Origin of the sequence: Pseudoalteromonas sp. Angola-7, from assembly GCF_028599255.1 — a bacterium.
Classification (GTDB): Bacteria; Pseudomonadota; Gammaproteobacteria; order Enterobacterales; family Alteromonadaceae; genus Pseudoalteromonas; species Pseudoalteromonas atlantica.
The window spans coordinates 107,835-121,216 of the sequence record NZ_JAQREL010000016.1 but is presented as its reverse complement, the minus strand read 5'-3'; the positions used below and the strand labels follow the sequence as shown (position 1 = coordinate 121,216).

Below are 13,382 nucleotides of genomic sequence, written 5' to 3'. Positions count from 1 at the left end.
CACCGCCGTATACTTTTGCAAGTACGTTAGTGATTGCTGCAGTTAGTGTAGTTTTACCGTGGTCAACGTGGCCGATTGTACCAACGTTTACGTGCGGTTTTACGCGTTCAAACTTTTCTTTTGCCATGACGGAACCTATCAGTTTTGTGTATCTAGATTACATATGAAAATAATCCACCAGAGGTAGATTAATTTAATTTTTTCAAATTTCAAATAGTTTTTTCTGACAGATAAAGGAAGTATTCAAGGAGATTCATATGACTGGTGCTGATAGGCAGATTTGAACTGCCGACCTCACCCTTACCAAGGGTGCGCTCTACCAACTGAGCTATATCAGCAACACCATAATTGGAGCGGGCAGCGGGAATCGAACCCGCATCATCAGCTTGGAAGGCTGAGGTAATAGCCATTATACGATGCCCGCTTTAGGAACCTGTTCTTAAACTACCTCTAACCGTCAAGAATAAAGTGGTGGAGGGAGCTGGATTCGAACCAGCGAAGGCTGAGCCGTCAGATTTACAGTCTGATCCCTTTGGCCGCTCGGGAACCCCTCCACGATAATTCTTTACTAATTCACTTTCGGTAAAAGGAAAGTGGTGCCGACTAACCGAGTCGAACGGTTGACCTACTGATTACAAGTCAGTTGCTCTACCAGCTGAGCTAAGTCGGCACTGCTTTAGTACGGGGCGAGATATTAGAGTAAGGTTTATTATGATGCAACTATAAAATTAAAAAAAATGTAATTTTTTAGCTTAAATGCTCACAATTCATGCAAAAGTACTTAATTTTGCTGTTTTTCGTCGTTTTTACTTAGCTCATGCCAATAATTTAATCCTTTCATAACCAATAAAGAATCAAAAATACTGCCACTTATTTGTTGCTGTAACAGCAAACCGTAACCACCGGCGCACAAAATTTGTGGTTTTTGTTCGCCTGTTACGTGTTTAAGTTGGTATTTGGCCTGTTCAATAGCGCCTAATGTTGCCACCAGCGCGCCATTTTTTAATCCGTTGGGTGTGTTTTTACCTAGCTCGTTTAAAAAGGGGGTATTGGCATCATCAAACACGCGCTGCGTATTTTGTGTTAATGAGCGAGTCATTAAGTCAAGGCCGGGCAATATCCAGCCCCCTAAGTGCTCGCCTTCGCCGCTCAGTACATCAATAGTGGTTGCAGTGCCAGCATCAACAATAATGCATGGTGTGTTAGGGCAAAGTGTAAAACCTGCCACCAGCGCAAGCCAGCGATCAATACCTAAATTGCTAACCTGTTCATATGCGCAGCTTAAGCCACTGAGATTTTTACTAACATGCGCCTCAAAACACGGAATACTTTTTTTGGCGGCTAATGTGAGCGCGTCATTTAATAATTCACTGTTACCTACACAAGCATACACAACCTCAGTTATTGCTTGCCACGGCACGTCGCTCATAGAAACGGGCGTTGCTTGTTGCTCGCGCCATAAGGCCGCTTTTAATGACGTATTACCTACATCTATTAGCAGTTTCATAATTCGGCCTTTCTTAACGAGATTTCGCCGCCATAGTAACTTTTAACTTCGCCGTCTTGGCGAATACGTATTCCGCCGTGCTGATCAATACCCTCACAAATACCCCGCCAGCTTCTGTGCCCCGTATTTAGCTCTACGCATTCTCCTGCAAAGGCGTTTAGGGCGTTCCACTGTGCGTACATACTGTTTAGCCCGTCTTGCTGGTAATCTGCCAAGCGCTGCTCTAAATAAACGGTAAGCGAAGCTACTAACTGGTTTTTATCAAGCGCAGTGGTGTGTTGGCTTAAATCTGTCCATGCTTGGTCAATGTGTTCGCTGGTGTTTTGCGGCATTTGTAGATTTATGCCAATACCAATGACTAGCTGACAAGGGCCTTGCGGTTGCCCATCTAGCTCAACTAATACTCCGGCTAGTTTTTGCTTATTTATGTATATGTCGTTTGGCCATTTAAGTTCAATGTCTATATCGTAAAGTGCTTTTATAGCATCGTATACCGCAAGCCCTACTGCAATTGATACACCCATAGCAGCTTGCAGGCCATCATCTAAGCGCCAAAAATAACTGTAATATAAATTGGCGCCAAATGGAGATTGCCATACCCGCCCTCGCCTTCCGCGCCCGGCTTGCTGCATTTCGGCAACCACAACAGTGCCAGACTCAAGCGTGACTTTATTTTGAATACGGCGCATTAGTTCGCTGTTGGTTGAATCTATAATAGGGTGTACTTCTACTTGGGCTGTATTGGCACCTAATGCGTGGTAATGTTTGGTTATATCGGCTTGGTTTAGCAAACCCACCGCATTGTTTAAACTGTAACCTTTACCCGTCACTTTAAATATATCGAGCCCCATGTCTTGCAGTGTTTGTATATGTTTACTCACTGCAGCACGGCTTATACCCAGTTGCTCGCCAAGGACTTGGCCCGATACAAAGCCACCTTGGTTAAGTGCATTTAATATAGCTAGTTTATTTCCATCTGGTGCTTTCATTACGCGTGCTCCGTAATAACATGGCATTCACTATTTGTGTTTATAAGCCTTACTTCGTGCTCTAGCATTATGCCGTAACGTGTAAACACCGTATTTTGTATATGCGTGATCATAGTGATTAAATCGCTTCCTTTACTATCACCATGATTAACTAATACCAGCGCCTGCTGCTGATGCACCTCAATCCCTGCTACTGTAAAGCCCTTCAAGCCCGCTTGGTCAATTAGCCAACCTGCCGCCACTTTGTGATGGCTTTCCCCATAGGGGTAATGCGGTAAATCACTAAACCGCACAAGCAGCGCTTCTAAACGCGCATTGCTAATAATCGGATTTTTAAAAAAACTACCCGCATTGGCTAAAGTGTATGGGTTTGGCAGCTTAGCGTTACGAATTTCAATAACCTGCTCAAATACCATTTTAGGGGTAGGATTTTGCAATACTTTGAGTGGGCCATAACTTAAAACTGGCTGCCACATTTTAGGGAGCGCTAAATTAACTTGAGTGATCACCGCTTTGTTTTTTAAAGCATGTTTAAAAATAGAGTCACGATAAGCAAACTCACACTGTGCGTTAGTCAAAGTCACCTTGGTTTTTGTGGCTATATCAATGTATTCAACCGACTCTACAAATTGAGCGAGCTCAACACCATAAGCACCAATATTTTGTACCGGCGACGCCCCAACGGTGCCCGGGATAAGCGCTAGGTTTTCAAGCCCTGCAATATTTTTATCAAGTAAATAGCTTACTAGGTTATGCCAGTTCTCGCCCGCAGCTGCACTCACTAATACGTCATTTTCTCGCTCGGTAATAGTAATGCCCTTAGTGGCCATTTTAATTACGGTGCCTGCGTAGTTTTCTAAAAATATTGTGTTGCTACCTTCCCCTAATAAACAAAACGGAGCACTAAAACGGTGTGCTTTAAGTTGCTCAACCGAGGTTATTTCAACAAAATGCTGGCATTGATTGTTTAGTGCAAAGGTATGTAAAGGTTTTAATGAGTGCGCCACAAAGGTCTCTGAGTGTACTGGTAACTAATCGCAGTAGTTTACCTTATTGTCGCAAAGAATGTAAAAATCACTCAACCCGCTGTATCAATCATGATATAAAACCTGCACTTATTATTAGTGTTCAGGGTATTTTATGAAAATTAAACCTCTTTTTTTAAGCCTCGCTATGGCCGGTATGTGCTCGCAAGCAATGGCAAACGCGATTGATCAAAACTCATACGCCAACCTAGATGATGTGGTAACAACACACTTAAACCTTGATTTAGATGTCGATTTTGCCGACAAGCAATTAGAAGGTTTTGTTGAGCACACGCTAAAGTGGAACAATGACACGAGTAAAAAGCTGGTACTTGATACCCGCGACTTAGACATTGATAAAGTAATGTACCAAGACACCTCGGGCGATTGGCACAAAGCTAAATTTACACTGGCAGATCGCGATGATGTTAAAGGCTCAAAACTAACAATTACTTTAAAAAGCCAAGCGCCAAAAGTACGTATTTACTACAACAGCCGCCCAGAAGCATCTGGCCTGCAATGGCTAACACCAGAGCAAACTGCCAGCAAAACGCACCCGTTTATGTACAGCCAATCGCAGGCTATTCACGCTCGTAGCTGGTTACCAGTACAAGATACCCCTGCCATGCGCGTTACTTACTCTGCCCGTATTCATACACCAAAAGATATACGTGCCGTAATGAGCGCCGATAACAAAGACGCACTATACAAAGATGGCGACTACCACTTTGAGATGCCTCAAGCTATTTCGCCGTACTTAATTGCGATTGGTGCTGGTAATTTAGAATTCAAAGCCATGTCAAAACAAACAGGTATATTTGCCGAGCCTGAAATTTTAGACGCTTCGGTTGCCGAGTTTAACGACACCCAAGCCATGATCGACAAAACCAACGAAATGTATGGTGAGTATGCATGGGGCCGTTACGATTTATTAATGCTACCGCCTAGCTTTCCGTTTGGTGGTATGGAAAACCCGCGTCTTTCGTTTATTACCCCTACCGTAGTTGCTGGCGATAAAAGCTTAGTAAACCTTATTGCGCATGAGCTTGCACACTCTTGGTCTGGTAACTTAGTTACCAACGCTACGTGGGAAGATTTATGGTTAAACGAAGGTTTTACCTCTTACGTTGAAAACCGCATCATGGAAGAAGTGTTTGGCCGCGACCGCGCCGTAATGGAGCAAGCTTTAGATGCAGCAGGCTTACGTGCTCAGCTTAAAACCATTGATGCACCCGATACTCGCCTTAATTTAAAACTTAATGGCCGCGATCCAGATGATGCATTTAGCTCAGTGCCATACACTAAAGGGCAGCTATTTTTAATCTACCTAGAAGAAAAATACGGCCGTGATAAGTTTGATGACTTTGTTAAGACCTACTTTAATGAGTTTGCATTTAAATCGCTGACCACTGCGCAATTTGTTACTTACTTAAAAGCTAACTTAATTGAAAAATATCCAGGCGTTGTAAGCATGGATAAAGTGAATGAGTGGATTTTTGAGCCAGGTTTACCAAGCGATGCACCTAACCCAACATCGGATGCGTTTGATAAAGTAGATACAGCAAGCGCAGCATGGTTAAAAGGTGAAACAAGCGCAGCACAATTACCTACGGCTCAGTGGACAGTGCACGAATGGTTACACTTTTTAAATAACCTACCACGTGATTTAAGCTTAGATAAAATGAGCGAGCTTGATAAGCAATTTAACTTAACGCAATCAACCAATGCAGAGCGCGCGTTTGCATGGTTTATGTTAGCGGTAGGTAATGGTTACCAACCTATTTACCCAGCGCTTGATAAGCACTTATCAGGTATTGGCCGCCGTAAATTAATTGTGCCGTTATACAAAGCACTTATTAAAAATGGTAAGCGTGAGTGGGCACACGATGTATACATCAAAGCACGCCCAGGCTACCACCCACTTGCACAAGGCACCATTGACGCTTTATTTGATAAATAAGCAACCTGTGCCATCCCTAAAGGTGTTCACACCTTTAGGGTAAAGCAGCAAAACCATTAAAAAAGGCCGATTTATCGGCCTTTTTTAATACTGTAATTTTCTCAAACTAAAAACTGTAACTAAGTTCAGCGCAGTTAGCGCTTAAAATTAGTAGCTGAGATAAGTTTATTATTCAGCGCCTTGGTTCGTTACCTTTTCTAAAAAGGCCTTTCGCTCAGCAATCGTGGCTTGCTGCCACCAAAATTCTAGCATTTGCGGTGCACTTGGCATGCCTTTGCCATTAATAGGCGCAATAGGCTTTATAGGTTGGCTTGGACGCGTTGGACCCGCTGGCACCGTATTTTGTAAAGCAGGCTTTTGACTTGCAAGCTGTGTATTTGAAATAACACTAAGCGGCTGTGCCACAGACGCGCCCTTTGCTTTTAAACTTACCTGTGGTGCCTCAGCAAATATTTTCGCTGATACCGCGTTATCGGCACGATTAAACACCATGTCGTAGTCTTTGTTATCGTCAATAGTAATATCTACCCAAAACGGTTCAGACTCTATTACCTCATGGTCGTCAAAGCCTAGCTCGTATAAATCGGTGTATTTTAATTTTAATCGATAAGACCCAGGGGCAAGTTCAATGTCGTCAACGCGGCTAAATAGAGAGCTTTCAATCACTCTTTCGCCGACTTGTAAAGGCACTAACTCTTCAGGAAAGTGAATATTTCCGGCACTTACTGACATACTCATCAATAGTGCCGCAGCTGCAGTTATTAACATTGGTTTACGCATAAAAACTCCTTTATTTGTTTTGAGTTTGACACTGCAAACAAAATTTGTCATTAGTGACTTTAAATTCAAACCTTACACTGAAACGATTATGAGCACAGAAACATTATTTACAAAAATTATTAACCGCGAAATTCCTGCCGACATTATTTACGAAGACGACACTACCCTTGCATTTAAAGATATAAACCCGCAAGCTCCTTTTCATGTGTTAATTATTCCAAAAAAAGCAATTGCCACTATCAATGATATTAATAGCGAAAACTCACATTTAGTTGGAAATTTATACGAGATTGCTGCTAAATTAGCCAAGCAATTTAACTTTAGTGACGATGGCTACAGAGTAGTAATGAACTGCAATAAACACGGCGGGCAAACCGTGTATCACATACATTTACATATGCTTGCAGGCAAAGAAATGGGCTGGCCTCCGTATCAAGAAGCTAAAAAATTAAAAATTTAATAATAAAAATTCACTGGAATTATTAGTATTTAGCTAGTTACAAATGTTATGGTTTATCATGTATATAAAGTGAAAAATAATTACTTATTTGCAACATTTTATGTTTAAATAATCGTAAAATCGTACTTGTTCACAAGGCGAAACCCGACTTTCTAATACAAAAGGTGTGGAAGTCGTGATAAACTTAACTAGTCAGCTTTATAAAAAGAGTATAAAAACATGAGCAGTTCAGCCTTTTTGTTATTAGATCAAGAGCCAATTAACACCATTGGCATTAACGTTTTAGAACCTTTGTTAAAAACGCAAGGCCTTGACGTAACCACGGGTACAAATATTTTAGATGTACCAGAAGGGACTCGATTACTGTTCATTGAAACATCAAGTAACGATGCATGGGGTAAACTAAAAGAACAGCTAGTTAACCTGCGCACCAAGTGCGATATCGTATTATTTAACCTAGACGAAAACCCAGAGCTCGCTAACCGCGCGCTGTTGAGCGGTATTCGTGGCGTGTTTTATACGACAGATAACGCTGATGTATTAATGAAAGGTATTCGCTTACTTTTAGAAGATCAGCTTTGGTACAGACGTGACATTATGTGTAATGCATTAAACCGCATGCTGCAGTTTAATAAAGACGCACTACACAAGCTGACCGAAGGTGACATAGAGCCAATTAAACTCACTAAACGAGAAAAAGCAATAATCTCGTTAATGAGTAAGGGTTCTAAAAACAAAGAAATTGCTGAAGATTTAAGCATCAGCCCGCACACAGTTAAAACACATTTATACAGCGCATTTAGAAAAACTAAATGTCGTAACCGTATTGAGCTACTATCTTGGGCTCAACAAAACATTCCAGACGAAATTCGTTAATCAATTTCGTAATTTAAAAACAGGCACTTATGGTGCCTGTTTTTGTTTATGCTGCATGCTTGTTAAATTAATCGCTTTTTATTACTCTATTTAAAGTACCCATTGCTGGAACCTCTATGCTCGACTCATTTACCCTCTTTTTTGCCAGCATTGCCGTTATTATTGTAATGACCCTTCTTAACTTTTTAACATGGCGTACCAACAAAAGTACCCCAGGTACTCTGCTTTATATTTTTTACCCGGTTTTATTACTAGGCGCAGTAATTGGCTTTACGCTTATTGGCAAAACGCACAACCTTATTGTGATTAGTATTGCCAGCAGTATGATGTTTGGCGCATCAATTGTGCACAGCTTGGCTATATGCCAATTTTTAGATTATCGGGGTATTGGCTTTAAGCTACTGTGCTCCTTTACCGCGTTTAGCGCAGTAATGTTGGGGTATTATTCTTTTATTGACCCTTCTTTACGCGAGCGAATTTACGTCTCGGATGTACAGCACATTGCAGAAGCCACTTTTTTGCTGTTTTTATTTATTAAATATGCCCGAAAAACCTACCCAAATGGCACCATTGTTTACATTTTAATATTAACTTTAGTTGGCCTGAGCTTTATTAGCCGCTCACTATTTATGGTTAATATTGAACAACCCCTGCTATTGCAAAGCCCATGGTTTAGCAGCTTACTGTTTTTAAATGGCGTTATTGCACCTATGTTTTATGCCGCCGGTATGGCGCTTTTGTGTAATGAACGCAGAGAAAAAAACCTTAACAAGCTGGCCGACAAAGCCCAAAAAGATTTAGAAATTAGAGGCCTGTTTTTATCAACGATTAGCCATGAAATTCGCACCCCCCTTAATGGCATATTAGGCAGCGCCCAATTGGTTATGAACCAAAGCACCGACACCCGCAATAAAGCCTATTGTGAGGCCATCATTAATTCAGCCGAGTCATTAAATTTACTGGTTGATAAAGTGCTCGACTACGCAAGCCTAGATCAAAGTGATGAAGCACTTTACGAAGAAGACATTGAATTTAAAACCTGGTTAAACAATTTATGTTTATTGCTCAGCCCATTAGCGGAGCAAAAACAACTTAAGTTTGAACTGGTATGTAATATTCCTGAACAAGCCTGTTACTACTGCGATCAGCAAAAATTAAGGCAAATTATTATTAACCTTGTTGGTAACGCCATTAAGTTTACCGACCACGGTATAGTAAAAATTCAGGTTGATTTAATAAGCGATAGGCAGCTTGAGCACACCATAAAAATTAGCGTTAAAGACTCAGGCCCTGGTATCGAAAAAGACGAAATAGCCTACTTAACCGAACCCTACGTACAAAGTAGCGCCGGCAAAGAAAAAGGCGGCACCGGCCTTGGGCTTGCCATCACCAGCCGCTTACTAGAAAAGCTAGGCAGCCGTTTAGAAATAACCAGTCAACTAGGCACTGGTAGCGTATTTAGCTTTACTACCACCTTTACGCTAGGGGAGCTTAGTTTGGTAGAGCAGCGACATCAAAACAAAGACTACTTAACCGGCCTTGAAGTACTGCTAGTCGAGGATTTAGATTTAAATCAAAAAATTGCCATTGAATTTATGGCCGAAGATGAGCATAAAATAAAGCTCGCCAAAGATGGCAAAAGTGCTATTGAACTGCTGCAAACGCATCACTTTGACGTTATTTTACTGGATATGAACCTGCCAGACTTTACCGGCCAAGAAGTATTAAAACGACTGCAGCGTTTGGAGCATAAAAACCAGCGCACGCCCGTACTGGCTTTTACAGCAAGCTTAAGCCCTGACGAGGTAAAAGAATACTTAGCTCTGGGAATAAAAGACATAGTAGGCAAACCAATTAAGCAGCAAAAGCTTCGCCAAGCACTGAGTGATTCACAATCCAATCAAACTGCAAATATAGCTGTAGAGCTAGTAGACACCTTGTACGACGAAACCGCAGCAGAAACGCTAACCAGCTCATTTAGTGAGGATGAAGTGTCGTCGATTTACAATGAATTTGTACTCTCAGCACGGACTAAACTAACCCGATGCCAAGAACTTATTGACCAGCAACCAGAGCAGTGTATTAAATTATTGCACCGCCAAGCAAGCACCGCGCTGCAATTAGGCTTTAACCGTTACGGTATTGAGCTTAAAAAAATAGAGCGCCGCTTGCTTGATAACAAACCCCATAATAACCTGCTAGATGAGGCGTTAGAGCTATGGCAGCGCAGCCTAGAACAATACTTAAAGTACGTGCGCGGGCAGTTAAGTTAATGGGCTTTTCTATTACAGATTAAGCTGTTTACTCTCTTCCATACTTATCATCAAAACGCTCTATGTCACTTTCATCTAGTACGGCGCCAGTTTGTACTTCAATGACAATTAGCGGCTCTTTTTGATTGTTCGCTAAGCTGTGTATTTGTTTTGCTGCAATGTAGCAAGATTGGTCGTGGCTAAGTGTTAATGCTTGCTTATCAATACGTACATCGGCAATCCCCGATACCACCACCCAATGCTCTGCACGATGCTGATGGCGCTGCGTTGAAAGTTTAGCCCCGCTGTTTACGGTTATTTTTTTAACTTTAAAACCATCACCTTCAACCAAAGTGCGGTAATTGCCCCATGGCCGATACACAACCTGATGGTGATTGAGTTTATCACTTTGGCTAACCGCTAATTGCTTGAGCAATAAAGGCAGACCATCGAGCTTGTTTTTATTGGCAACGAGGGTGGCATCGTGGGTATGAATAATAGCTAAGTCGCTAACCCCAAGGGTAGCAACGCTGTGATCGTTTTCGCTTATAACGAAATTATTAGTACTATTTTGCGCGGTATGGCTGTCGTTTTCATTATTGCCATGTACATCTTTTTTAATAAGGCTAGCCAAGGCACTAAAGCTGCCTACATCACTCCAATTAAGAGCAACAGGCAGCACTGCTACATTATTACTGCGCTCTAAAATAGCGTAATCGATAGAGTCACTTGGGCAGTTTTTAAGTGGCTCACTTACCGGCCTTGTAAACCCTAAATCGTCAGAGAAATTAGCCGCCGCGCTTACACTGTGTGCAATTTTTGGGGCAAAGCGTTCTAGCTCATTTAAATAGGCTTGTGGTGTAAATAAAAACATCCCGCTATTCCAGCTATAACCGCCTTGAGTTAAATAATGCTCAGCGGTAGCCAAGCTTGGCTTCTCTTTAAATTCAGCCACTTTATAGCAATTTGAGCCTACTATTTTACTACCTTGCTTAATGTAGCCAAACCCAGTGTGGGGCTGTGTTGGTGTAATTGAAAACGTGACCAACATACCTTGCTGGGCTAATTCAATTGCATCGTTTAATTTAAGTGTGAGCTCAGTAAAGTTGGATATATGATGATCGGCAGGCATCACCAGTATTGGCCCGGTTATGCCTTGCTGTAAAGCGTAGTGTGCTGCCAGCGCAATAGCCGGCGCGGTATTTTTACCCTGCGGCTCTAACAAAAGTGCATGAGGAGCGGCCTGTGCACTTTGCTCAGCAGCAATAAAGCGGTGCTGTTCGTTACAAACAAGTATTGGCTTTGCAAACTCCTTGCCCGACACACGCGCTAACGTACTTTGTAATAGTGAGTGTTTGTTATCAAGCAGAGGTAAAAATTGCTTAGGCATAGCTTGGCGAGACAGCGGCCATAACCGTGTGCCAATGCCACCCGCTAAAATTACCGGTGTTATAAGGGTTGTATTCATAAAGCCGCCAATAAACATATCAGCGGCTATTTTAGCACTTTATTGGCTAGGCGCTAATGCTTAGCGATTTATACCAAGGTAAACGCGTCGGCATCTAAATAAGCAGGAAACGAGGCTTTAAAATCATCAAGCGGTGCTTTTTCAAGTGTTACGGTAAGTAACTCTTGTGTATTGTCTTTTGCTTTGGCGATTGTATCGCCTTTAAAGTCGTACACGGCCGTGCCGCCATTGTGCGCAACACCATTGCCATCGTCGCCAACACGGTTAACAGCTACTACATAACATAGATTTTCCATAGCACGCGCCATTAATAGCGTATCCCAAATATGGCGGCGAACCGCAGGCCAGTTTGCAACGTTTATCATTACATCGTAATCATTATTGTTGCGCTGAAAAACCGGAAAGCGCAAGTCGTAACATACTTGCGGCAGTAACTTAAAACCGTTAATTTCAAACGTTTTACGCGCTTGCCCTGCCACAACGTAATCGCCCTCACTGCCTAAGCGAAATAAATGACGTTTATCGTAATAATTTACCTCGCCACTTGGGGTCACCCAATAAAAGCGATTCGCTTTTTTATCGCCTTGAGCAACCAAAACCGAACCTGCAATAACGGCTTTATGTTTATGTGCTTGGGTTTTTAGCCAGCTCAACACTTTGCCATTTTCGGGCTCTGCGCAATCAAGATTAATAGCAAAGCCTGTGGCGAAGGTTTCGGGTAGTAAAATTAAATCAGGTTGAGCGCTCATCGCTGCTAATTTTTTATCAAACATGGCTAAATTGGCGTCTTTATCAAGCCAATGCAGCGCACTTTGAACGAGTGTAAGCGTTAAAGTTGACATAATATTTGCGCGGCCTCTATTAAGGTTTCATCGTTTTTAGCAAAACACAGTCGAATCACTTTATCATTTGAAGGTTGCTTATAAAACACACTTAAAGGAATAGCAGCAACCCCGGCTTGCTCTACTAACCAGTGGCAAAAATCCACATCATTAAGATCAGACACTTCACTGTAATCTAGCAATAAAAAGTACGTACCTTGGCTTGGTAAAATATTAAAACGGCTGTCACTTAAGTGTTGCGCCAGTAAGTCGCGCTTTTGCTGATAAAAATTACTCAGCTCATCTACATGCTCGCCTTGTTGTTCAAGCATGTCGGCCAATGCGTGTTGTGCAGGTGTAAAGCTTGAAAAAGTAACATACTGGTGTATTTTTCTAAATTCAATAGCAAGCGGTGCAGGCGCAATACAGTACCCCATTTTCCAGCCGGTACTGTGAAATGTTTTGCCAAAGCTTGATATAACAAAGCTTTTTTCACGCAGCTGCTCATCACAAAGCATGCTTAAGTGCTTATCGCCATCAAAGGTAATGTGTTCGTAAACTTCATCACTTATTACATATAAATCGTGATCGCTTACTAACGATTTGAGCGCGTTTATATCATGGCTTTTAAGTATTTTTCCGCTTGGATTGTGTGGCGTATTAATAATTATAGCGCGCGTGCTTTTGCTCACTGCACTGCGAACAGCTTGCCAATCAATAGCATAATCGGGGGCATGCAATGCAATATGAACTGTTTTACCGCCAGCAAGCTCAATGGCAGGCTGGTAAGAGTCATAAGCGGGGTCAAACACAATGACTTCATCATCGGGGCGTACTATAGTTTGAATAGCCACAAATAATGCTTCGGTGGCGCCCGACGTTACCGTAACTTGCTCAGCTGCATCAATATTAGCCGCGTATTTACGCGAAACTAAATTTGCTATTTGTTGCTGTAAACGGGGCACACCACTGGATGGCGAATATTGATTAACCCCTTGCTGAACATAAAAATTTAGCTGGTTTTTCAGTAGTTCTGGCGCATCAAACTCAGGAAAACCCTGCGATAAATTTATTGCCGAATGCTGACTTGCCAAGCCACTCATTTGGCTAAATATACTAACACTTAAATTTGGTAATTTACTTTCAAACACGACAGGCCCTTAATGATGGTTTTGCGCTTAAAGCGATGCTATCATTGCTTAAAACAGAAGTATAGCCGTCTAAAATTAAATAGCTTTATATCA

Annotated in this window: 12 protein-coding genes and 4 tRNA genes; 4 read left to right on the top strand and 12 right to left on the bottom strand. The window is 41.9% G+C overall.

Annotation, left to right across the window (positions count from 1 at the left end):
- From PSH50_RS17965 to murB, 8 genes are all read right to left on the bottom strand, one after another.
- On the bottom strand, positions 1-127 hold a 127-nt coding region (locus tag PSH50_RS17965; protein ID WP_033023824.1), incomplete at its 3' end, for a GTP-binding protein.
- 135 nt (positions 128-262) lie between these two features.
- Positions 263-338, bottom strand: a tRNA-Thr gene (locus tag PSH50_RS17960).
- 11 nt (positions 339-349) lie between these two features.
- A tRNA-Gly gene (locus PSH50_RS17955) sits at positions 350-424 on the bottom strand.
- Positions 425-469: 45 nt separating this feature from the next.
- A tRNA-Tyr gene (locus tag PSH50_RS17950) sits at positions 470-554 on the bottom strand.
- A 40-nt stretch (positions 555-594) separates the two neighbouring features.
- A tRNA-Thr gene (locus PSH50_RS17945) sits at positions 595-670 on the bottom strand.
- Between the two features lie 111 nt (positions 671-781).
- The gene (locus PSH50_RS17940; protein ID WP_273609949.1) at positions 782-1,507 is read right to left on the bottom strand and encodes a type III pantothenate kinase; all 726 of its coding nucleotides are present in this window, start codon (positions 1,505-1,507) and stop codon (positions 782-784) included.
- A complete protein-coding gene (birA, locus tag PSH50_RS17935) occupies positions 1,504-2,496 on the bottom strand; it encodes a bifunctional biotin--[acetyl-CoA-carboxylase] ligase/biotin operon repressor BirA (RefSeq protein ID WP_273609948.1) in 993 nt (330 codons plus the stop codon). The genes PSH50_RS17940 and birA overlap by 4 nt, the downstream gene beginning before the upstream one ends.
- A complete protein-coding gene (murB, locus tag PSH50_RS17930) occupies positions 2,496-3,503 on the bottom strand; it encodes a UDP-N-acetylmuramate dehydrogenase (RefSeq protein WP_273609947.1) in 1,008 nt (335 codons plus the stop codon). Before murB ends, birA begins: the two co-directional genes overlap by 1 nt.
- Positions 3,504-3,636: 133 nt before the next feature.
- On the opposite strand from murB, the gene PSH50_RS17925 reads away from it, so the two are divergent.
- Positions 3,637-5,481, top strand: coding sequence for a M1 family metallopeptidase (locus PSH50_RS17925; protein WP_029774313.1), 1,845 nt, complete (start codon positions 3,637-3,639; stop codon positions 5,479-5,481).
- 168 nt (positions 5,482-5,649) lie between these two features.
- On the opposite strand, the gene PSH50_RS17920 is transcribed toward PSH50_RS17925, so the two are convergent.
- Positions 5,650-6,261: a DUF2057 domain-containing protein gene (locus PSH50_RS17920; RefSeq protein WP_029772876.1), complete on the bottom strand. Its 612-nt coding sequence runs from the start codon at positions 6,259-6,261 to the stop codon at positions 5,650-5,652.
- An 88-nt stretch (positions 6,262-6,349) separates the two neighbouring features.
- On the opposite strand from PSH50_RS17920, the gene PSH50_RS17915 reads away from it, so the two are divergent.
- From PSH50_RS17915 to PSH50_RS17905, 3 genes are all read left to right on the top strand, one after another.
- The gene (locus tag PSH50_RS17915) at positions 6,350-6,721 is read left to right on the top strand and encodes a histidine triad nucleotide-binding protein (RefSeq protein WP_273609946.1); all 372 of its coding nucleotides are present in this window, start codon (positions 6,350-6,352) and stop codon (positions 6,719-6,721) included.
- A 219-nt stretch (positions 6,722-6,940) separates the two neighbouring features.
- Positions 6,941-7,597 (top strand): response regulator transcription factor, encoded by a 657-nt coding sequence (locus tag PSH50_RS17910; RefSeq protein ID WP_004587492.1) that lies wholly within the window; start codon positions 6,941-6,943, stop codon positions 7,595-7,597.
- 116 nt (positions 7,598-7,713) lie between these two features.
- Positions 7,714-9,870 (top strand): ATP-binding protein, encoded by a 2,157-nt coding sequence (locus tag PSH50_RS17905; RefSeq protein ID WP_248452283.1) that lies wholly within the window; start codon positions 7,714-7,716, stop codon positions 9,868-9,870.
- Between the two features lie 28 nt (positions 9,871-9,898).
- On the opposite strand, the gene PSH50_RS17900 is transcribed toward PSH50_RS17905, so the two are convergent.
- The 3 genes from PSH50_RS17900 to PSH50_RS17890 form a co-directional block, all read right to left on the bottom strand.
- A complete protein-coding gene (locus PSH50_RS17900) occupies positions 9,899-11,317 on the bottom strand; it encodes a mannose-1-phosphate guanylyltransferase/mannose-6-phosphate isomerase (RefSeq protein ID WP_273609945.1) in 1,419 nt (472 codons plus the stop codon).
- 68 nt (positions 11,318-11,385) lie between these two features.
- Positions 11,386-12,159, bottom strand: a complete 774-nt coding sequence (locus tag PSH50_RS17895; protein ID WP_055255456.1) for an amidohydrolase — start codon at positions 12,157-12,159, stop codon at positions 11,386-11,388.
- Positions 12,147-13,289: a methionine aminotransferase gene (locus tag PSH50_RS17890; RefSeq protein WP_273609944.1), complete on the bottom strand. Its 1,143-nt coding sequence runs from the start codon at positions 13,287-13,289 to the stop codon at positions 12,147-12,149. Before PSH50_RS17890 ends, PSH50_RS17895 begins: the two co-directional genes overlap by 13 nt.
- Positions 13,290-13,382: the final 93 nt, after the last annotated feature.